Source organism: Mycobacterium sp. ACS1612, assembly GCF_001667505.1.
Lineage (GTDB): Bacteria > Actinomycetota > Actinomycetes > Mycobacteriales > Mycobacteriaceae > Mycobacterium.
On the sequence record NZ_LZHZ01000018.1, the window covers coordinates 183,763 to 204,888 of the forward strand.

Consider the following 21,126-nt stretch of genomic DNA (forward strand, 5'->3'; position numbering starts at 1 on the left):
GCCGCGGGGAACACCGGGGCATACGCTGGTGTTTATACCCGTGCCGACGTGATACGGCAGAAAGGTTCGCATGACCTCCTCATCCACCGTCCATGACGTGATCATCATCGGCTCGGGCCCTGCCGGTTACACGGCGGCCATCTACGCGGCGCGCGCCCAACTCAAACCGCTGGTGTTCGAAGGCATCCAGTTCGGCGGTGCGCTGATGACCACCACCGAGGTGGAGAACTACCCCGGCTTCCGCAGCGGCATCACCGGCCCGGAGTTGATGGACGAGATGCGTGAGCAGGCGCTGCGCTTCGGCGCGGACTTGCGGATGGAAGACGTCGACGCGGTATCGCTGAACGGGCCGGTGAAGTCGGTCACCGTCGGCGACGAGACCCACTACGCGCGCGCCGTCATTCTCGCGATGGGCGCCGCCGCCCGGCACCTCGGCGTGACCGGCGAAGAAGCGCTCATCGGCCTCGGTGTCAGCACCTGCGCCACCTGCGACGGCTTTTTCTTCCGCGACCAGGACATCGTGGTGGTCGGCGGTGGTGACTCGGCGATGGAAGAAGCCACCTTCCTGACCCGGTTCGCCAACAGCGTCACGCTGATCCACCGCCGCGAGGAGTTCCGCGCCTCCAAGATCATGCTGGAGCGCGCCAGGAGCAACGAGAAGATCCGCTTCCTCACCAACACCGCGGTCACCGAGATCGAGGGTGACCCGAAGGTGTCCGGGGTCCGGCTGCGCAACACGGTGACCGGCGAGGAGTCCAAGCTCGCCGTCACGGGCGTGTTCGTCGCGATCGGTCACGACCCCCGCTCGGAGCTGGTACGCGGTCAGGTTGACCTCGACGCGGAGGGCTATGTCCTCACCAAGGGCCGCACCACCAGCACCTCGGTGGACGGGGTGTTCGCCGCGGGCGATCTCGTCGACCACACCTACCGCCAAGCCATCACCGCCGCGGGCACCGGTTGTTCGGCGGCCATCGACGCCGAGCGTTGGCTCGCCGAAAACGGTTCGGCCACAACCGACGACAACACCGATCTGATTGGAGCACCAGTATGACCGAGAAGACGTCCGCCACCGTCGCCGTAACCGACGACTCGTTCTCCGAGGACGTGCTGACCAGCAGCACGCCTGTGCTCGTCGACTTCTGGGCCACCTGGTGCGGACCGTGCAAGATGGTCGCTCCGGTGCTCGAGGAGATCGCGAACGAGAAGGCAGGCGCGCTCAAGGTGGCCAAGATCGACGTCGACGCCAATCCGGCCACCGCCCGCGACTTCCAGGTGGTCTCGATCCCGACGATGATCTTGTTCAAGGACGGCGCTCCGGTGAAGCGGATCGTCGGCGCGAAAGGCAAGGCCGCGCTGCTGCGCGAGCTCGCTGACGTGGTCTAACGCCCCGATTTGCGGGCCTGACACCCCGCCTGGGGTTTTCTCAAAAGCAGGTTTAGTCTGCGACAATGCTGCCTAGCCTGTCTTTGCTTCGTCAGCACGTTTCGGGCTGACATACACCGGTCGGAGGGCAGCCGGGGAAGGGTCGAGGGATGTCGAGTCTGCGTCGCGGTGATCGCGGGGGTGCGGTCACCGAGATCCGGGCAGCTCTTGCGGCGTTGGGCATGGTCGAGAACCCCGACGAGGACCTGACCACCGGTAGGCACGTCGCGCTCGAGGTGTTCGATGACGACCTCGACCATGCCGTGCGCGCCTTCCAACAGCACCGCGGACTGCTCGTCGACGGCATCGTCGGCGAAGCGACTTTCCGTGCGCTGAAAGAAGCTTCATACCGATTGGGTGCCCGCACCCTCAATCACCAATTCGGTGCACCGATGTACGGCGACGACGTCGCGACGCTCCAGGCCCGGTTGCAGGACCTGGGCTTCTACACCGGGCTGGTCGACGGCCACTTCGGCCTGCAGACGCACAACGCGCTGATGTCGTATCAGCGTGAATACGGCCTCTACCCCGACGGCATCTGTGGCCCAGAAACATTGCGCTCCTTGTACTTTCTCGGTTCACGCGTCACGGGCGGCTCGCCGCACGCCATCCGCGAGGAGGAGCTGGTTCGCCGCTCCGGACCGCGGTTGTCGGGCAAGCGGATCATCATCGATCCAGGCCGTGGCGGCAGCGATCACGGCCTCATCATGAACGGTCCGGGTGGACCGATCAGCGAAGCAGACATCCTGTGGGACTTGGCAAGTCGGCTCGAAGGCCGGATGACCGCCATCGGCATGGAGACCTTCCTGTCGCGGCCGGTGAACCGCGCCCCCTCCGACGTGGAGCGGGCAGCGACGGCCAACACCGTCGGCGCTGACATGATGATCAGCCTGCGCTGCGCCACCCAGGCCAGCCCGAATGCCAACGGCGTCGCATCCTTCCATTTCGGTAATTCGCACGGTTCGGTGTCCACCATCGGTCGGATGCTGGCCGATTTCATTCAGCGAGAAGTGGTGGCGCGCACCGGCTTACGCGACTGCCGCACCCACGGCCGGACCTGGGATCTGCTGCGGCTGACCCGGATGCCCACCGTGCAGGTGGACGTCGGCTACATCAGCAATCCGCGCGACCGTGCGATGCTGGTACAGGCGCAGGCCCGCGACGCGCTCGCAGAAGGTATCCTCGCCGCGGTCAAGCGGCTGTATCTGCTCGGCAAGAACGACCGCCCCACCGGCACTTTCACGTTCGCCGAACTGCTGGCCCACGAATTGTCGGTCGAGCAGGCAGGCCGCGTCAGCCCCAGCTGATCCCTAGATGCAGGGACCGGCGCCTGCGCCGACGGGCTGCTGCAACTGTGCCGACTCCAGCAGCCGCTCCAGCGCCGCCTCGACGTCGGCCTTCCAGCCCAGCCCCTGCTCGAGTTCCAGCCGAAGCCGCGGGAAGTAGCGGTGATGGCTGACGACGACGAAGCCCGCGTCTTGCAGCAGATCAGCATCCAGCACGCATTGCTCCACTGAGCAGTCGCCGAGCACCTCGACGACGGGGCGCAACTCCGGCGACACCGCCCGGGGATCCGACAGTTCGGTCACCTCGGCGGTGTGCCCGAACGCCTCGAGAGCGCGCACGCCGCGGCGAACCAGGTCTTCCACCACCGAGGCGATGAGGTGACGCGACAAGCCGTCGGCGTCCTGACCGGATTCGACGCCGAGCGAGGTGAGCAGCACCGCATCGGCACTCACCGGGCCGGTCGGGAAAAGTCGCGCACGCGGCACCGCGCGCGGCGGCGCGTAGAACACGTAGCCCAGGCACGGGCTGTCCTCGAGCGGCAGGGGCATGTCCTGGTCCGGGTCGTCGACCTCGCTGTCGCGGCAGTGCACGGCCAGCTGACCGCACGACCCCCACTCCAGCATGACCATCGACAGCCACGCTTCCTTCTCGAACTCGGGGTCGCTGAGGTGGTCGTCGGCCCTCAGAGCCGATTGATCGGCGACGTCTCGCCTCGGAGCCGGTTGGTCGGCGACGTCTCGCCTCAGGGTCGACGGATCCACCTCCCAGTACACGCATCGGCGTGCGTGCTTGGGCAGCTGCTCGAACGCTTCGAGCCGCAGGGGCGTGATTCGCGCTGCCACTAAACTCCCCGAGTTCTACGCGGTGCTGACTTGCTCGGCTGCCACTCCAGGATAGAAGCCCGCGGCGTCGGCGGCCTCTTTTCGCCGGGTTCGTTCACCGGCTACCGTCGTCGGCTCGAATCGCGTTGTTGCACATGACTTTTCCTTCGGGGGCGGCGATCCGGCCAGCGGCGGCCGCGGTCGGTGTCACAGTGACGTAATTACGCCGTGTGATGGGTCAGCGGTTGGTCGAGTTCATCAGGTCGACAATCCGCTGCAAATCCTCGACGGAGCCGAACTCGACCACGATCTTGCCCTTGCGTTTGCCGAGACTGACCGTGACGCGGGTGTCGAACGCCGTCGACAGCTTTTCGGCAACGTCCTGCAGGCCGGGCATCTGAATCGGCTTGCGGCGCGGAGCGGTCGGCGTGGGAGCGGCCTCGCGGTTCGCCAGCGTGACCGCCTCCTCGGTTGCCCGCACGGACAACCCCTCGGCGACGATGCGGGCCGCCAGTTCCTCCTGCTGCTCCGGCCCGCCTTCGAGCGACAGCAACGCGCGGGCGTGTCCGGCGGAAAGCACGCCGGCGGCCACCCGGCGCTGCACCGCGATGGGCAGCCGGAGCAGGCGGATCATGTTGGAGATCAGCGGCCGGGACCGGCCGATGCGGGCGGCGAGTTCGTCATGCGTGACGCCGAACTCGTCGAGCAACTGTTGATAGGCCGCCGCCTCTTCCAACGGATTCAGCTGGACGCGGTGGATGTTCTCCAGCAGGGCGTCGCGCAGCATGCTGTCGTCGCCGGTCTCGCGGACGATCGCCGGGATGGTCGCCAGGCCGGCCTCCTGAGCGGCGCGCCAGCGCCGCTCCCCCATCACCAACTGGTAGCGCGGCGAGCCCGGCACGGCGCGGACCACGATCGGTTGCATGAGGCCGAATTCGCGGATCGAATGCACCAGTTCGGCGAGTGCCTCCTCGTCGAACACCTGCCGTGGCTGGCGCGGATTCGGGTCGATGGCCGACGGGTCGATCTCGCGGTACACCGCCCCAACGTCACCGACCGGCGCACCGTCGGGGGCCGGGGCCGACGGTCCGCCGATCACCACATCGGCCGCGGCGTCGCCCATCCGCGGGCTCAGCGACGAGGGGTCGCCGTCCGCCGGGCCGGTCGGGATCAGGGAGGCCAGTCCCCGGCCGAGACCGCTTCGCTTACGTGCCGGTTGAGTCATCGATGCAATCTCCTCTTTCACACGAAACGAATCATCGGGGCATGGCCCGCTCGGCGAGTTCGCGGCTGGCGTCGAGGTAGCTCATTGCGCCGCGGGACCCGGGGTCGTAGTCGAGGATCGTCATCCCGTATCCCGGCGCCTCGGACACCTTGACGCTGCGCGGGATCACCGTGCGCAACACCTTGTCGCCGAAGTGGGCGCGAACGTCGGCGGCGACCTGATCGGCGAGCTTGGTCCGGCCGTCGTACATCGTCAGGATGACGGTGGTGACATTGAGCGCGGGGTTCAGGTGCGCCTTCACCATCTCGATGTTGCGGAGCAGTTGTCCCACGCCTTCCAGTGCGTAGTACTCGCACTGGATCGGGATCAGCACCTCCGGTGCCGCCACGAGCGCGTTGATGGTCAGCAGGCCCAGCGACGGTGGGCAGTCGATGAACACGTAGTCGAAGTCGTGGTTCTGCAGTCCGGCCAGCGCTGTGCGCAGTCGGCCCTCGCGGGCGACCATGCTGACCAATTCGATCTCTGCGCCAGCGAGGTCGATGGTGGCCGGCACGCAGTACAACCGCTCGCTATGCGGGCTGCGTTGCAGCGCGGCCTCCAGCGGGATCTCCCCGATCAGTACCTCGTACGAAGAGGGTGTGCCTTCCCGGTGCTCGATACCCAGCGCGGTGCTCGCGTTGCCTTGCGGGTCGAGGTCGATCACCAACACATTGAGTCCCTGCAGCGCGAGCGCCGCGGCGACGTTCACCGCCGTCGTCGTCTTGCCGACCCCGCCCTTCTGATTGGCGATGGTGAACACGCGCTGCTGCGCCGGACGGGGCAGCCCGCCCTTGGCCGCGGCGTGTAACAGCTTGACCGCACGCTCGGCCTCGGCGCCGATCGGGGTGTCCAGCACGGCAGGGTCGGTCCAGGGCTCCTGCGGCGCCGGGTCCCATGTTTCACGTGAAACATCGGGGGACTGCTGCTCCTCGCGCGGCGAGTGCGCGCCGTCGGCGACCGGACTCATCCCTTCCTCCTGCCCGACCGCGGCGATCGTCTGCCCACCCGATCCGTTGGCTCGCGCCGCGCCACGACCGCGGTCACGGGTGGATCCAAGTAATCCGCGCCACATCTCATCACCCTTACATCGACCGCACCGAGCGATGCCATCACACGCCGGTGCTGATGAATCTCTTGCTCCGCACGCTCGCCCTTGATGGCGACCATCCGGCCCTTCGCGCGCAACAGCGGCAGGCTCCATCTCGTCAATTTGTCCAGCGGAGCCACCGCCCTGGAGATCACCGCGTCCATCTCCCCCGCTTCCTGCCGCACGGCCTTGTCCTCGGCCCGCCCCCGGATGATCGTGATCTTCAAGCCGAGGTCGTCGACCACCTCGCGCAGGAACTCGCTGCGGCGAAGAAGTGGTTCGATGAGCGTGAGCCGAAGATCCGGTCGGGCCAACGCCAACGGTATCCCGGGCAGGCCCGCGCCACTACCGATGTCCGCGACACGCTCCTCGGGACCGAGGAGCTCGCCGACGGCGGCGCTATTCAGTATGTGACGGTCCCAGATCCGGTCGACTTCCCGCGGACCCAACAAGCCGCGCTCGACGGCGGCGCCCGCCAGAATCTGGGCGTACCGGTGCGCCCGCTCCGTCTCCGATCCGAAGAGGATCGCGGCCGCTGCCGGCGCCGCGGACACCTCCGCATGTTTCACGTGAAACATCCTCCGGATCGAGCGGGCCGGCAGCGCGGCTAGAACTACATCGGTGTAACTCAGTCGAGCAGGACGACCACGCGACGCGACGGCTCGACACCCTCGCTCTCGCTGCGCACGCCGTCGACAGCGGCGACCGCGTCGTGCACGATCTTGCGCTCGAACGGGGTCATCGGACTCAGCTCTTCGCGCTCCCCCGACTCCAACACCCGACGGGCCACCTTCTCGCCCAGGGCCGCCAACTCGTCCCGACGACGCCGGCGCCACCGCGCGATGTCCAACATCAGCCGACTGCGCTCACCGGTTTTCTGGTGCACCGCCAACCGGGTCAACTCCTGCAGCGCGTCGAGCACCTCACCCTTGCGACCGACCAACTTGTTCAGGTCGCTGCCGCCGTCGATGCTCACCACGGCACGGTCGCCCTCGACGTCCAGGTCGATGTCCCCGTCGAAATCCAACAGGTCCAACAACTCCTCCAGGTAGTCGCCGGCGATCTCCCCCTCGGCAACCAACCGCTCCTCCAGGTCGTCGTCGATCGTCCCGGATGAGCTTTCCGTCCCGTTGTCCTCGCCCACCAGCTCGTCGCTGCGTTCGGTCGTCTCGGCGTCCGTCATGCCTGCCTCTCCCTCTCCACCGGAAACTGCTCCGGTCAACGCTTACGTTTCTTCGGCCGCGCGCCTGGACGCGGCGCCGTACCCGGCCGGGGTGCGCTCTCGGCGTCCTGCACCGCGTCGCCCTCGACGCCCTCACTCGAGGTGATCTCGGTGGCCTCGGCTTGCGCCTTGCGCTGCCTCTCCGGTTTCGCACCCGGCTTCGGTGCGTTGGCCGCCCGCCGCTCCTGCGCCTCGACCTTCTTCGCCTCTTCCTCCTTGGCGATCATGCCGAACACGTAGTGCTGCTGTCCGAAGGTCCAGATGTTGTTCGCGAACCAGTACAGGATGATCGCCAGCGGCAGGAACGGCCCGCCCGCGACGACGCCGAACGGGAACACGTACAGCGCCAGCTTGTTCATCATCGCCGTCTGCGGGTTCGCCGCGGCCTCGGGGCTCTGCCGCGCCACCGACGCCCGGCTGTTGAAGTAGGTCGCCACGCCGGCGCAGATCATCAGCGGCAGCCCGACGCCGATCACCGCTCCCCTACTGAATTCGGTGAACGCGTCCAGCCCGGTGGTCTGTGTCATGTAGGCGCCGATCGGCGCACCGAACAGATTGGCGTCCAGGAAGTGCGCTACGTCGGTCGGGCTGAAGATGTAGTTGCCGATCGACCGGTTCTGCTCCACCGTCAGATTCAGGTGGCCGAAGCCCATCATTCCGCCGGTCCGGTTGAACGACCGCAGCACGTGATACAGCCCGAGGAACACCGGCACCTGCGCCAGGATCGGCAGGCATCCCATCAACGGATTGAAGCCGTGCTCGCGCTGCAGCTTCTGCATCTCGAGCGCCATGCGTTGGCGGTCCTTGCCGTACTTCTTCTGCAGCGCCTTGATCTGTGGCTGCAACTCCTGCATCTGCCGGGTGGTGCGGATCTGCCGGACGAACGGCTTGTACAGGATTGCGCGCAACGTGAAGACGAGGAACATCACCGCCAGCGCCCACGCGAAGAAGTTCGACGGACCCAGCACGAAAGCGAACGCCTTGTACCAAACCCACATGATTGCCGACACCGGCCAGTAGATGAAGTCCAGGCTGAACCAGTTAAACACGAGTCTCGCTTTCCACTTCGGCACCGGATTGTGCCCCCACACTGTCCTGGCGCGGGATACGACGACGCTCGGGTACCGGGTCCCATCCTCCCCGATGCCACGGGCCGCATTTCAGCAGCCGCACCAACGCCAGCCATCCGCCCCGGATCAACCCGTGTTCGGTGAGCGCCTCCACCGCGTATTGGCTGCACGTCGGGCTGAACCGACACGTCGGCAGCCGCATCGGCGAGATGGTGTGGCGATACAACTCGATGAAGAAGATCAGCCCGCGGACGACGGGATTCATCGGTCCGCCGCCTCACGACGCGGGCGGGTGCGGCGCAACGCCGTTCGCAGTTCCTGCTCCAGCCGCGCGGAGATGGCGCTGCGGCTACTCGGCAGCGCGCGGATCACGATGCGGTCGGCCGGATCCAGTTCGTCGACGAACGTCCTGGCGACATGCCGAAGGCGCCTGGCCACCCGGTGCCGTTGCACCGCGCTGCCAACGGCTTTCGAGACAACCAAACCGATCCGCGGCCCGTTGTCGGCGCCACCGTCCTCGGCACGCAACGCGTGCACGACGAGATCGGGCTGCACCGCCCGTACCCCTTGACTGACAGTGGCGCCGAATTCGGTAGACCGCGTCATCCGGTACCGAGCCGGAAGCACCGCGCTAAACCCTGCGTCTAATCACGCAGTCAGCTTGCGGCGCCCCTTGGACCGCCGGTTCGACACGATCGCCCGGCCGGCGCGGGTGCGCATCCGCAGCCGGAACCCGTGCACCCGCGCGCGTCGGCGGTTGTTGGGCTGGAAGGTCCGCTTGCCCTTGGCCACGGCTGTTCACTCCTCGTTGCGTCTGGCATCCGCAACCCATGCCGATAACACGTCGTACCGGTGGGGACGCGATTGCCGTTGGTAAGCTCGTCCGTCTCGCTTGCTAACCGGCGCGGTCTCCAGACGGATCCGGGTCGCAGCCGTATCGCCGACGTTCGGGCGACTGTTCGAGGGTACTGACGAGATTTCGCTGGGTCAAACCTCGCCCGAGCGACTACCCGTCGCAGCCCGACGCCCTACATTCGCCACAGCCGTCACGCCCTCTCGGTGAGCAAAAATATGGCTGCGGGGAATGTTGCAGAACGGTTGGCACCCGACGAGAAAACTGTTAGCTTCTGCCAATGCCGCTTCGATAACGAAACGGCGACAGACAACGAAGCGGGGATGCCGACCAGTCGCGAGCCCACAGAGCGCACCATCACTGTGATGAGCCACGGCCCGCGGCGTCCCCGCCGGTAGACAACAGAGCGAGATGGCTGTCCTGTCTCCACAGGCTGTGGATAACTATGTGGACAGTTCGTCATCGTTCCTTTGGTCGTCTCCGGATCGGCCTCGAGGGGGTTGTGGTCATTGACAACTGACCCCGATCCACCCTTCGTCGCCGTATGGAACAACGTCGTAGCCGAACTCAACGGCGATTCCAACAACGCTGAAGGCCACAACGGAGACGCAGCACTTCCCACCCTCACCCCGCAGCAAAGGGCCTGGTTGAAGCTGGTCCAACCCCTTGTCATCGCGGAGGGGTTTGCCTTGCTGTCGGTGCCCACCTCGTTCGTGCAGAACGAGATCGAACGGCACCTGCGCGAACCGATCATTTCTGCATTGAGCCGTCAGCTCGGCCAGCGCGTCGAACTAGGTGTGCGCATCACAGCCCCGACCCCAGCCGAGCCCGACGAGTCCGTCAACGGCTTCACCGCCGTATCTTCGGTGCCGCTCGGCACCGATCCCGACGAAGTCGACGAAGACTCCGAAGCGCTGGCCAGCGCCGAGGAAAGCTGGCCGTCGTACTTTTCCCACCGCCCGCAGGGCGTACCTTCCGGAGAGCCGACCGCGGTCAATCTGAACCGCCGCTACACCTTCGACACGTTCGTCATCGGGGCCTCGAATCGGTTCGCTCACGCCGCAACGCTCGCGATTGCTGAGGCGCCCGCCAGGGCCTACAACCCCTTGTTCATTTGGGGTGAATCGGGGCTGGGCAAGACGCACCTGTTGCATGCGGCCGGCAACTACGCCCAGCGGCTGTTCCCTGGCATGCGCGTCAAGTACGTGTCCACCGAGGAATTCACCAACGACTTCATTAACTCGCTCCGCGACGACCGCAAGGCCTCGTTCAAACGCAGCTACCGCGACATCGACGTGTTGTTAGTCGACGACATCCAGTTCATCGAGGGCAAGGAAGGAATCCAGGAGGAGTTCTTCCACACCTTCAACACGCTGCACAACGCCAACAAGCAGATCGTCATCTCCTCCGACCGGCCGCCCAAACAGCTGGCCACCCTCGAGGACCGGTTGCGCACCCGCTTCGAGTGGGGGCTGATCACCGACGTCCAGCCTCCCGAACTCGAAACGCGGATCGCGATCCTGCGCAAGAAGGCGCAGATGGACCGACTCGACGTGCCCGGCGATGTGCTCGAGTTGATCGCCAGCAGCATCGAACGCAACATCCGCGAACTCGAGGGCGCGCTGATCCGGGTGACCGCGTTCGCGTCGTTGAACAAGACGCCGATCGACAAGTCGTTGGCTGAGATCGTGCTGCGCGACCTCATCGCCGACGCGGGCACGATGCAGATCAGTACCGCGACGATCATGGCGGCGACCGCCGAGTACTTCGAAACCAGCGTCGAGGAATTACGCGGGCCGGGTAAGACCCGGGCGCTGGCGCAGTCGCGACAGATCGCCATGTATCTGTGCCGCGAGCTCACCGACCTGTCGTTGCCCAAGATCGGCCAGGCGTTCGGCCGCGACCACACCACAGTCATGTACGCGGAGAAGAAGATCCGCGGCGAAATGGCCGAGCGCCGTGAGGTCTTCGACCACGTCAAAGAGCTCACGACTCGAATCCGCCAGCGTTCCAAACGCTGACGTTTCTGTACTTCTGACTCCGGGTAGCCGCCGGAGCACGCTGCGCATCCCAAAAATCTTCGAAAAACTTCTGCACCGCCGGTATCAGTTGTCACACGGCGTCGGTGTGGATACCCATGTGCACAACCTGCGATCAACCCTCGGATTGTCCGGTGTTTCGTTCACAACGCCGCCGAGGTCCACAGGGCCGGCGCAGCTACCCGTAATTCATCCACAACTGACCCACACCGCGACACGCCCGCCACGCTGCGCCGACACCCGGTTATCCCCAACGTCCACAAGCCCTAATACTGTTGCTCGTATATCTCCAAAGATTGTTCTTCGAAGAAGCCACCTGGGGACACAACGATTCACCGGCCGGGGAGTCGCTTTGCGAACGCCCATGTCAGCCCGATCGATTAGCTTTCAAGTTGAGCCGGAAAGCTCTACGGTGGTTCATCGACAGCCGTTACGGTCGTCGGAGCGCATCGGGGAGACGCGTCGCGAGACACCGGGAAAACGCTGGTAAGACCTTGTTGTGGTGTGTATCGAAGGGACGCTATGAACGTGGCGACGACAACCGTTGGTCTCACCGATCTGAAATTCCGGTTAGTTCGCGAGGACTTCGCCGACGCCGTGGCCTGGGTTGCCAGGAATTTGCCCACCCGACCGACGGTCCCGGTCCTGGCCGGCGTCCTGCTCACCGGCACCGATGACGGTCTCACCATTTCCGGATTCGACTACGAAGTGTCGGCCGAAGTGCAGGTTGCAGCCGAAATCGCTTCTCCCGGAAGCGTTTTGGTGTCTGGCCGGTTGTTGTCCGACATCACCAGAGCGCTGCCCGCCAAACCGGTCGACGTCAGCGTCGAGGGCACCCGCGTGTCGCTGACCTGCGGCAGCGCCCGCTTCTCGCTGCCCACCATGGCGGTCGAGGATTACCCGGCGCTGCCCGCCCTGCCCGAGGACACCGGCGTGATCTCGTCGCAGTTGTTCGCCGAGGCCATCGGCCAGGTCGCCGTCGCGGCCGGACGCGATGACACCCTGCCCATGCTGACCGGCATCAGGGTCGAGATCTCCGGCGAGAAGGTGGTTTTGGCGGCCACCGACCGGTTCCGGCTCGCGGTCCGTGAGCTGACATGGTCGACGACGTCGGCCGACATCGAGGCGGCCGTGCTGGTGCCGGCCAAGACGTTGGCCGAGGCCGCCAAGGCCGGCGCCGACGGCGCCGACGTGCATTTGTCGCTCGGGTCGGGATCCGCGGTCGGCGCGGACGGTCTGTTGGGCATTCGAAGCGAGGGCAAGCGCAGCACCACGCGGTTGCTCGACGCCGAGTTCCCGAAATTCCGTCAACTGTTGCCCGCCGAGCACACGGCGATCGCCACCATCGGTGTCGCGGAACTCACCGAGGCCATCAAGCGCGTGGCCCTGGTCGCCGACCGCGGTGCGCAGGTGCGGATGGAATTCGCCGACGACGTACTGCGGTTGTCGGCAGGCGCCGACGACGTCGGCCGCGCCGAAGAAGACCTTCCGGTGTCGTTCTCGGGTGACCCGCTGACCATCGCGTTCAACCCGACGTATCTGACCGACGGCTTGAGTTCGTTGCATTCGGAGCGCGTGACATTCGGTTTCACGACACCCAGCCGTCCCGCGGTGTTGCGTCCGGCGGGTGAGGATGATGGATCTGTCGGTGAAAGCGGGCCGTTCCCGGCCGCGCAAACCGACTACGTCTACCTGTTGATGCCGGTGCGGCTTCCGGGCTGACCGGCCCCACCGCCACGAAAGAGGCGCGCACATGCAATTAGGTCTCGTCGGCCTAGGCAAAATGGGTTTCAACATGCGGGAACGCCTGCGTCAGGGCGGTCACGAGGTGATCGGATACGACCCGCGACCCGAGGTCACCGACGTGCCGACGCTCGCCGCGCTCGCGGAGGCGCTCACCGCGCCCCGGGTGGTCTGGGTGATGGTGCCGTCAGGGCCGGTGACGCATGAAACCATCGCGGCGCTGGCCGATCAGCTCAGCCCGGGCGACATGGTGATCGACGGCGGCAACTCCCGCTACACCGAGGATGCTCCGCACGCAAAGTTGTTGGGCGACAACGGAATCTCCTACATCGACGCAGGCGTGTCCGGCGGTGTCTGGGGCCTGACGGAGGGTTACGGCCTGATGGTGGGCGGCAGCGACGCCGATGTCCAACGGGCCATGCCGATCTTCGACACCTTGCGTCCTGCAGGCCCACGCGAAGACGGATTCGTGCACGCGGGGCCGGTCGGTGCCGGGCACTACGCGAAAATGGTGCACAACGGCATCGAATACGGCCTGATGATGGCCTATGCCGAGGGTTACGAATTGTTGGCCGCCGAAGACCTGATCACCGACACCCAGGCGGTCATCCAGGCCTGGACCAACGGCACGGTGGTGCGGTCCTGGTTGCAGCAACTGCTGGCCAAGGCGCTCAAGGAAGATCCGGAGTTCGACGCGATCAGCGGCTACACCGAGGATTCGGGTGAAGGCCGGTGGACGGTCGAGGAGGCGATCACCCACCGGGTGCCGATGCCGGTGATCGCCGCGTCGTTGTTCGCGCGGTTCGCGTCCCGGCAGGAAGAGTCGCCCGCGATGAAAGCCGTGTCGGCGCTGCGCAACCAGTTCGGCGGCCACGCCGTCAAGAGGATCAGCGAGTCCGGCTAGGTGTTCATCCGTCGTCTGGGTTTACAAGACTTCAGATCCTGGCCGAAGGTCGACCTGGAACTGGCGCCTGGGCGCACGGTATTCGTCGGCCCCAACGGCTTCGGGAAGACGAATCTCGTTGAGGCGCTGTGGTATTCGTCGACACTCGGCTCGCACCGGGTAGCGTCGGACGCGCCGCTGATCCGTGCGGGCGCCGAGCGCGCGGTGGTGTCCACCATCGTCGTCAACGACGGCCGCGAATTGGCTGTCGACCTGGAAATCACAGCGGGCCGGGCGAACAAGGCGCGGTTGAACCGCTCCCCCGTGCGCTCCGCGCGCGAGATCCTCGGTGTGCTGCGGGCCGTGCTCTTCGCGCCGGAGGACCTCGCGCTGGTGCGCGGCGATCCGAGCGAACGCCGCCGCTACCTCGACGAATTGGCCACCACAAGGCGGCCGCGGATCGCCGGCGTTCGTGCGGATTACGACAAGGTGCTGCGGCAGCGTTCCGCGCTGCTCAAAACCGCGGGCCCGGCGCGGCACCGCGGCGACCGCAGCGTGCTGGACACTCTCGACGTGTGGGACGGGCATCTGGCCGCGCACGGCGCACAACTCATCGCAGCGCGCGTCGAACTGGTCAACCAACTGGCGCCCGAAGTGGAGAAGGCCTACCAACTGCTGGCGCCCGCGTCGAGGCCTGCGGCCATTCAGTACCGCAGCGCCGTCGAGGTCGTCGAAAGCGAAGCGGCCGCTGGAAACCACAACGCTGAGATGTTCGAGGCCGCCTTGCTGGACGCGTTGGCCCGGCGGCGCGACGCCGAACTCGAGCGCGGCGTCTGCCTGGTCGGGCCGCACCGCGACGACCTGGAACTGCGGTTGGGCGATCAGCTCGCGAAAGGGTTTGCCAGCCACGGGGAATCGTGGTCGATGGCGTTGGCGCTGCGGCTGGCGGGGTACGAATTGCTGCGCGCCGAGGGCGGCGACCCGGTGTTGTTACTCGACGACGTGTTCGCCGAACTGGACAATGCGCGCCGACAGGCGCTGGCCAATGTCGCCGCCAACGCCGAACAGGTGCTGGTGACCGCCGCCGTGCACGAGGACATCCCCGCCGACTGGGACGCCCGCCGGGTCGAGATCGCGATGCGCGACGACGACTCCGGCCGAGTATCGATGGTGATGCCATGACATCTGACGACGACAGCGCCGCAGGACCACCGGCTCATCTCGCCAATCTGGCGGGCATGGATCTGGTGCGTCGAACGCTGGAGGAGGCCCGCGGCGCTGCCCGTATCCAGGGCAAGGACGTCGGTCGTGGGCGCACGTCGCCCGCCCGCCGCCGGGTGGCGGGCACCAGTCGGCGTCGGTGGTCGGGGCCTGGCCCGGACTCTCGGGATCCTCAACTGTTGGGTGCGGCGACCAGCGACCTGGCCCGCAGCCGGGGGTGGTCGGGCCGCGTCGCCGAGGGGTCGGTGTTCGGGCGGTGGCCGGGTCTGGTCGGCGAGCAGATCGCCGCACACGCCGCGCCGACGTCACTGACCGACGGGGTGCTGACAGTTTCGGCAGAATCGACGGCGTGGGCCACCCAGCTTCGGATGGTGCAGGCGCAACTGTTGGCCAAGATCGCGGCCGCGGTCGGCGATGGGGTGGTGACGTCGCTGAAAATCGTCGGCCCGGTGGCGCCGTCGTGGCGCAAGGGGCGATATCACATCGCGGGTCGCGGACCCCGCGACACGTACGGCTGAGGCCGTCGGCGTCGGTGGGCTGAGAGCCGCCAGAAGGCCGCGACCCTACCGCTTGAGCGACTTCACGCACCTGAGATCGAGAAATTCCACAGACGGCGCAAATAGGTGTGCAGAAACGCCGCCTCAGAGTCGGTCCCGGCGCTGTCTCCCGGTAGACTGTTGTCATGACTTGCCGACGGTGACCGATTCGCCGTCAGAGCACCACCCCCCATTCAGAAAGTAGGGAAGCTTCCGCCCGTGGCTGCTGCTAAGAAGAAAGCACAGGAACAGTACGGCGCCGATTCGATCAAGGTCCTCGAGGGCCTCGAGGCCGTCCGCAAACGTCCCGGCATGTACATCGGTTCCACCGGTGAACGAGGTCTGCACCACCTGATCTGGGAGGTCGTGGACAACGCGGTCGACGAGGCGATGGCCGGCTTCGCCACCGAGGTGTCCGTCCGACTTCTCGACGACGGGGGCGTCGAGGTCACCGACAACGGACGCGGCATCCCGGTGGCCATGCACTCGACCGGCATCCCCACCGTCGATGTGGTGATGACGGTGCTGCACGCGGGTGGCAAGTTCGAGGAAGGCGCCTATAGCGTCTCCGGCGGACTGCACGGCGTGGGCGTCTCGGTGGTCAACGCGTTGTCCACCCGGCTCGAGGCGGACATCCGCACCGACGGCTACGAGTGGTTCCAGTCCTATGACAACTCGGTGCCCGGCACGCTCAAGCAGGGCGAGAAAACCAAGAAGACCGGCACGACCATCAGGTTCTGGGCCGATCCCAATGTCTTCGAGACCACCAACTACGACTTCGAGACGGTGGCCCGCCGGCTGCAGGAGATGGCGTTCCTCAACAAGGGTCTGACCATCACCCTGTCCGATGAGCGGGTGTCTGCCGAAGAGGTCACCGACGAGGTGGTCAGCGATACCGCCGAGGCGCCGAAGTCGGCTGAGGAAAAGGCGGCCGAGGCGGCCGGTCCGCACAAAGTGAAGAACCGGACCTTCCACTACCCCGGTGGTCTTGTCGACTTCGTCAAGCACATCAACCGGACGAAAACACCCATCCACCAGAGCATCGTCGACTTCGCGGGCAAGGGCGAAGGCCACGAGGTGGAGATTGCGATGCAGTGGAACGCCGGCTACTCGGAGTCGGTGCACACCTTCGCCAACACGATCAACACCCATGAGGGCGGCACCCACGAAGAGGGGTTCCGCGCCGCGCTGACCAGCGTGGTGAACAAGTACGCCAAGGACAAGAAGCTCCTCAAGGACAAGGACCCCAACCTCACCGGCGACGACATCCGTGAGGGGTTGGCCGCGGTGATCTCGGTGAAGGTGGCCGAACCGCAGTTCGAGGGCCAGACCAAGACCAAGCTCGGCAACACCGAGGTGAAGTCGTTCGTGCAGAAGATCTGCAACGAACAGATGAGCCACTGGTTCGAGGCGAATCCAGCCGAGGCGAAAACCGTTGTAAACAAGGCTGTTTCGTCGGCGCAGGCGCGTATCGCGGCCCGTAAGGCGCGTGAGTTGGTGCGCCGCAAGAGCGCAACGGACATCGGCGGCCTGCCAGGCAAGCTGGCGGACTGCCGCTCCACCGATCCGCGTAAGTCGGAACTCTATGTGGTGGAGGGCGATTCGGCAGGCGGCTCGGCCAAGAGCGGTCGCGATTCGATGTTCCAGGCGATCCTGCCGTTGCGCGGCAAGATCATCAACGTCGAGAAGGCGCGCATCGACCGGGTGCTGAAGAACACCGAAGTCCAGGCGATCATCACCGCGTTGGGCACCGGCATTCACGACGAGTTCGACCTCACCAAGCTGCGCTATCACAAGATCGTGCTGATGGCCGACGCGGACGTCGACGGTCAGCACATCTCGACGCTGCTGCTGACGCTGCTGTTCCGGTTCATGAAGCCGCTGATCGAGAACGGTCACGTGTTCCTGGCGCAACCGCCGCTGTACAAGCTGAAGTGGCAGCGGTCCGAACCGGAGTTCGCCTACTCCGACCGCGAGCGCGACGGTCTGCTGGAAGCAGGCAAGAAGGCCGGTAAGAAGATCAACGTCGACGACGGCATCCAGCGCTACAAGGGTCTCGGCGAAATGGACGCCAAGGAGTTGTGGGAAACCACCATGGATCCGTCGGTGCGGGTGCTGCGTCAGGTGACGTTGGACGACGCCGCAGCCGCCGACGAGCTGTTCTCGATCCTGATGGGCGAGGACGTCGAGGCGCGCCGCAGCTTCATCACGCGTAACGCCAAAGACGTTCGCTTCCTTGATGTTTAGCGGCGAAGTACACAACCAATTAGGGCTGAGAATTCATGACTGATACCACGTTGCCGCCTGGCGACGAAGCCGGCGACCGCATCGAACCGGTCGACATTCAGCAGGAGATGCAGCGCAGCTACATCGACTACGCCATGAGCGTCATCGTCGGGCGCGCGCTGCCTGAGGTGCGCGACGGCCTCAAGCCGGTGCACCGCCGGGTGCTCTACGCGATGTACGACTCGGGCTTCCGGCCGGACCGCAGTCACGCGAAATCGGCGCGCTCCGTTGCCGAAACGATGGGCAACTACCACCCGCACGGCGACGCCTCGATCTACGACACCCTGGTCCGGATGGCGCAGCCGTGGTCGCTGCGGTACCCGCTGGTCGACGGCCAAGGCAACTTCGGCTCGCCGGGTAACGACCCGCCAGCGGCGATGAGGTACACAGAAGCGCGGCTGACTCCGTTGGCAATGGAGATGCTCCGCGAAATCGACGAGGAGACAGTCGATTTCATCCCGAACTACGACGGGCGCGTACAGGAGCCGACGGTTCTGCCGAGCCGGTTCCCGAACCTGCTCGCCAACGGCTCGGGCGGTATCGCGGTCGGCATGGCCACCAACATCCCGCCGCACAACCTGCGCGAGTTGGCCGACGCGGTGTACTGGTGCCTGGAGAACCACGACGCCGACGAGGAAGCCACCCTGGAGGCGGTCTGCGAACGCGTCAAGGGGCCCGACTTCCCCACCAAGGGTCTGATCGTCGGATCGCAGGGCATCTCCGACATGTACAAGACCGGCCGCGGGTCGGTGCGCATGCGCGGTGTCTGTGAGATCGAAGAGGACAACCGCGGCCGCACCGGCATCGTGATCACCGAGCTTCCGTATCAGGTGAACCACGACAACTTCATCACCTCGATCGCCGAGCAGGTGCGCGACGGCAAGCTGGCAGGCATCTCGAACATCGAGGACCAGTCCAGTGACCGCGTCGGCCTGCGAATCGTGGTCGAGCTCAAGCGCGACGCCGTCGCCAAGGTGGTGCTGAACAACCTCTACAAGCACACCCAGCTGCAGACCAGTTTCGGCGCCAACATGCTGGCCATCGTCGACGGCGTGCCCCGCACGCTGCGGCTCGACCAGCTGATCCGGCACTACGTCAACCACCAACTCGACGTCATCGTCCGGCGCACCACCTACCGGCTGCGCAAGGCCAACGAACGGGCCCACATCCTGCGTGGTCTGGTCAAGGCGCTCGACGCGCTCGACGAGGTGATCGCGTTGATCCGGGCGTCGGCGACCGTCGACGTGGCCCGGCAGGGCTTGATCGAGTTACTCGACATCGACGAAATCCAGGCCCAGGCGATCCTGGACATGCAGTTGCGCAGGCTGGCCGCCCTGGAACGTCAGAAGATCGTCGACGATCTGGCCAAGATCGAGGCCGAGATCGCCGACCTGGAAGACATCCTGGCCAAGCCCGAACGGCAGCGCGCGATCGTGCGCGACGAGCTCAAAGAGATCGTCGACAAGTATGGCGACGACCGGTTGACCCGCATCGTCGCCGCCGACGGTGACGTCAGCGACGAGGACCTGATCGCCCGCGAGAACGTCGTCGTCACGATCACCGAGACCGGCTACGCCAAGCGCACCAAGACCGACCTGTACCGCAGCCAGAAGCGCGGCGGTAAGGGGGTGCAGGGCGCAGGGCTCAAACAGGACGACATCGTCAACCACTTCTTCGTGTGCTCGACGCATGACTGGATCCTGTTCTTCACCACACAGGGCCGGGTGTACCGCGCCAAGGCGTACGACCTGCCGGAGGCGTCGCGGACCGCGCGCGGTCAGCACGTCGCGAACCTGCTGGCCTTCCAGCCGGAGGAGCGCATCGCCCAGGTCATCCAGATCAAGAGCTACGAGGACGCGCCGTATCTGGTGTTGGCCACCAAGAACGGTCTGGTGAAGAAGTCCAAGCTCACCGACTTCGACTCCAACCGCTCCGGCGGCATCGTCGCGGTGAATCTGCGTGACGGTGACGAACTGGTGGGCGCGGTGCTGTGCTCGGCGGAGGACGACCTGCTGCTGGTCTCGGCCAAGGGTCAGTCGATCCGGTTCTCAGCAACCGATGAGGCGCTGCGGCCGATGGGTCGGGCTACCTCCGGTGTGCAGGGCATGCGGTTCAACGAAGAGGACACGCTGCTGTCGCTGAACGTAGTCCGGCCGGATACATATTTGCTGGTCGCGACGTCCGGGGGCTACTCAAAGCGGACCGCGATCGACGAGTACCCGGTTCAGGGTCGCGGCGGCAAAGGGGTGCTGACGATCCAGTTCGACAAGCGGCGTGGCACTCTGGTCGGAGCGTTGATCGTCGATGACGACACAGAGTTGTACGCCATCACCTCCGGTGGGGGCGTCATCCGGACGGCGGCTCGCCAGGTCCGCAAGGCCGGGCGGCAGACCAAGGGTGTCCGCTTGATGAACCTGGGTGAGGGCGACACACTGATTGCCATTGCGCGCAACGCGGAAGAGGGCGACAGTACCGACGAGGTCAACACCGACGTCGGTGAGTAGCCGGTGGCGGACAGGTAAGGAGCCGTAGGTGAGTTCACCGAACGAGCCGGGGTACCCACGTACGGGCGACGCCCCCGGCAGCGCCAACGGCTCCGGCGGCGCGCCGTCGTCCAAGGACAACGGCTCGCTCGGCAACGCGGCAGCCCGCGGCGGCAACGACGTCCCACCGTGGCAGCGGGGGCCCGCGAACCGCGCCCCACGTCAGCCGCAGCGTCAGGCCCCCGAGGGTGGCCACAACGCCGGTGTGGACGCTCGGCTGAACCGGTTCATTGCCGGGGGGTCCGGGTCGTCCGCACAGGCGCCGTCGCACGAGCAGGACGCGCCTGCGTTCGGTGAACGCACCGAGACGGTGCGGCCCGAGAGTTACGCCAGCGAGCTACCCGACCTGTCAGGGCCCACGCCGCGACCGGCGCAGCCGCGCAAGGAGCAGCAGCGTCCGGCGTCGGAACCGGCCAGCCGTCCCGCGGCGTCCAGTCGGGCGCAGGTCGGCACCCGGCACAAGGGGCCGGTCCGGGCCAGCATGCAGATCCGCCGCATCGATCCGTGGAGCACGCTGAAGGTGTCGCTGGTGCTGTCGGTGGCACTGTTCTTCGTGTGGATGATCGCCGTGGCGTTCCTGTATCTGGTGCTCGGCGGCATGGGCGTGTGGAGCAAGCTGAACAGCAACGTCGGCGACCTGCTGACCAGCGCGGGCGGCAGCTCCGGCGGCGAGTTGGTGTCCAGCGGAACGATCTTCGGCGGAGCCGCGTTGATCGGCCTGGTGAATATCGTGCTGCTGACCGCGATGGCGACGTGTGCGGCGTTCATCTACAACTTGACCACCGATCTGGTGGGTGGGGTGGAAGTCACCCTGGCCGACAGGGATTGAGTTTGGGCGGCGGCACAGCG

The 21,126-nt window shown here is 66.0% G+C and carries 19 protein-coding genes and 1 pseudogene; 11 read left to right on the forward strand and 9 right to left on the reverse strand.

Annotated features, from left to right (window positions below; genetic code table 11):
• The first annotated feature begins 70 nt into the window (after positions 1 to 70).
• From trxB to A5724_RS06610, 3 genes are all read left to right on the forward strand, one after another.
• Positions 71 to 1,051, forward strand: coding sequence for a thioredoxin-disulfide reductase (gene trxB / locus A5724_RS06600; RefSeq protein ID WP_067798066.1), 981 nt, complete (start codon positions 71 to 73; stop codon positions 1,049 to 1,051).
• Entirely contained in the window at positions 1,048 to 1,383 is a 336-nt protein-coding gene (trxA, locus tag A5724_RS06605) for a thioredoxin (protein ID WP_067798069.1), read from the forward strand. The genes trxB and trxA overlap by 4 nt, the downstream gene beginning before the upstream one ends.
• 149 nt (positions 1,384 to 1,532) lie before the next feature.
• Entirely contained in the window at positions 1,533 to 2,729 is a 1,197-nt protein-coding gene (locus A5724_RS06610; protein WP_067798072.1) for an N-acetylmuramoyl-L-alanine amidase, read from the forward strand.
• Between the two features lie 3 nt (positions 2,730 to 2,732).
• On the opposite strand, the gene A5724_RS06615 is transcribed toward A5724_RS06610, so the two are convergent.
• From A5724_RS06615 to rpmH, 9 genes are all read right to left on the reverse strand, one after another.
• The gene (locus A5724_RS06615; protein ID WP_067798075.1) at positions 2,733 to 3,551 is read right to left on the reverse strand and encodes an acetyltransferase; all 819 of its coding nucleotides are present in this window, start codon (positions 3,549 to 3,551) and stop codon (positions 2,733 to 2,735) included.
• 217 nt (positions 3,552 to 3,768) lie between these two features.
• On the reverse strand, positions 3,769 to 4,755 hold the full coding sequence (locus tag A5724_RS06620; RefSeq protein ID WP_067798347.1) for a ParB/RepB/Spo0J family partition protein: 987 nt from the start codon (positions 4,753 to 4,755) through the stop codon (positions 3,769 to 3,771).
• 31 nt (positions 4,756 to 4,786) lie between these two features.
• Positions 4,787 to 5,761, reverse strand: a complete 975-nt coding sequence (locus A5724_RS06625) for a ParA family protein (protein WP_067798078.1) — start codon at positions 5,759 to 5,761, stop codon at positions 4,787 to 4,789.
• The gene (gene rsmG / locus A5724_RS06630) at positions 5,758 to 6,459 is read right to left on the reverse strand and encodes a 16S rRNA (guanine(527)-N(7))-methyltransferase RsmG (RefSeq protein ID WP_067798082.1); all 702 of its coding nucleotides are present in this window, start codon (positions 6,457 to 6,459) and stop codon (positions 5,758 to 5,760) included. Before rsmG ends, A5724_RS06625 begins: the two co-directional genes overlap by 4 nt.
• Positions 6,460 to 6,509: 50 nt before the next feature.
• Positions 6,510 to 7,064, reverse strand: coding sequence for a R3H domain-containing nucleic acid-binding protein (locus A5724_RS06635; RefSeq protein WP_067798088.1), 555 nt, complete (start codon positions 7,062 to 7,064; stop codon positions 6,510 to 6,512).
• A gap of 35 nt (positions 7,065 to 7,099) precedes the next feature.
• Positions 7,100 to 8,101, reverse strand: coding sequence for a membrane protein insertase YidC (gene yidC, locus A5724_RS06640; protein ID WP_067798350.1), 1,002 nt, complete (start codon positions 8,099 to 8,101; stop codon positions 7,100 to 7,102).
• 43 nt (positions 8,102 to 8,144) lie between these two features.
• A complete protein-coding gene (yidD, locus tag A5724_RS06645) occupies positions 8,145 to 8,438 on the reverse strand; it encodes a membrane protein insertion efficiency factor YidD (protein WP_067798091.1) in 294 nt (97 codons plus the stop codon).
• Entirely contained in the window at positions 8,435 to 8,800 is a 366-nt protein-coding gene (rnpA, locus tag A5724_RS06650; protein WP_067798094.1) for a ribonuclease P protein component, read from the reverse strand. Before rnpA ends, yidD begins: the two co-directional genes overlap by 4 nt.
• Positions 8,801 to 8,821: 21 nt before the next feature.
• Positions 8,822 to 8,965, reverse strand: coding sequence for a 50S ribosomal protein L34 (rpmH, locus tag A5724_RS06655; protein ID WP_067798098.1), 144 nt, complete (start codon positions 8,963 to 8,965; stop codon positions 8,822 to 8,824).
• Positions 8,966 to 9,535: 570 nt separating this feature from the next.
• Here rpmH and dnaA point away from each other — a divergent pair.
• The 8 genes and pseudogenes from dnaA to A5724_RS06695 all read left to right on the forward strand — a co-directional run bounded on the left by dnaA (position 9,536) and on the right by A5724_RS06695 (position 21,106).
• On the forward strand, positions 9,536 to 11,047 hold the full coding sequence (dnaA, locus tag A5724_RS06660) for a chromosomal replication initiator protein DnaA (RefSeq protein ID WP_067798353.1): 1,512 nt from the start codon (positions 9,536 to 9,538) through the stop codon (positions 11,045 to 11,047).
• A gap of 540 nt (positions 11,048 to 11,587) precedes the next feature.
• Positions 11,588 to 12,787: a DNA polymerase III subunit beta gene (gene dnaN / locus A5724_RS06665; protein ID WP_067798101.1), complete on the forward strand. Its 1,200-nt coding sequence runs from the start codon at positions 11,588 to 11,590 to the stop codon at positions 12,785 to 12,787.
• A 25-nt stretch (positions 12,788 to 12,812) separates the two neighbouring features.
• Positions 12,813 to 13,712 (forward strand): annotated as a pseudogene (gene gnd, locus A5724_RS06670) (phosphogluconate dehydrogenase (NAD(+)-dependent, decarboxylating)); the annotation flags it as partial.
• A complete protein-coding gene (recF, locus tag A5724_RS06675; RefSeq protein WP_067798107.1) occupies positions 13,713 to 14,873 on the forward strand; it encodes a DNA replication/repair protein RecF in 1,161 nt (386 codons plus the stop codon).
• Positions 14,870 to 15,430 carry a DUF721 family protein gene (locus A5724_RS06680; protein WP_067798110.1) on the forward strand — a complete coding sequence of 187 codons (561 nt, stop codon included), beginning with the start codon at positions 14,870 to 14,872 and terminating at the stop codon, positions 15,428 to 15,430. The genes recF and A5724_RS06680 overlap by 4 nt, the downstream gene beginning before the upstream one ends.
• A 237-nt stretch (positions 15,431 to 15,667) precedes the next feature.
• On the forward strand, positions 15,668 to 17,695 hold the full coding sequence (gyrB, locus tag A5724_RS06685) for a DNA topoisomerase (ATP-hydrolyzing) subunit B (protein WP_067798113.1): 2,028 nt from the start codon (positions 15,668 to 15,670) through the stop codon (positions 17,693 to 17,695).
• Between the two features lie 35 nt (positions 17,696 to 17,730).
• Positions 17,731 to 20,238 carry a DNA gyrase subunit A gene (gene gyrA, locus A5724_RS06690; RefSeq protein ID WP_067798116.1) on the forward strand — a complete coding sequence of 836 codons (2,508 nt, stop codon included), beginning with the start codon at positions 17,731 to 17,733 and terminating at the stop codon, positions 20,236 to 20,238.
• 28 nt (positions 20,239 to 20,266) lie between these two features.
• The gene (locus A5724_RS06695) at positions 20,267 to 21,106 is read left to right on the forward strand and encodes a DUF3566 domain-containing protein (protein WP_067798119.1); all 840 of its coding nucleotides are present in this window, start codon (positions 20,267 to 20,269) and stop codon (positions 21,104 to 21,106) included.
• Positions 21,107 to 21,126 lie beyond the last annotated feature (20 nt).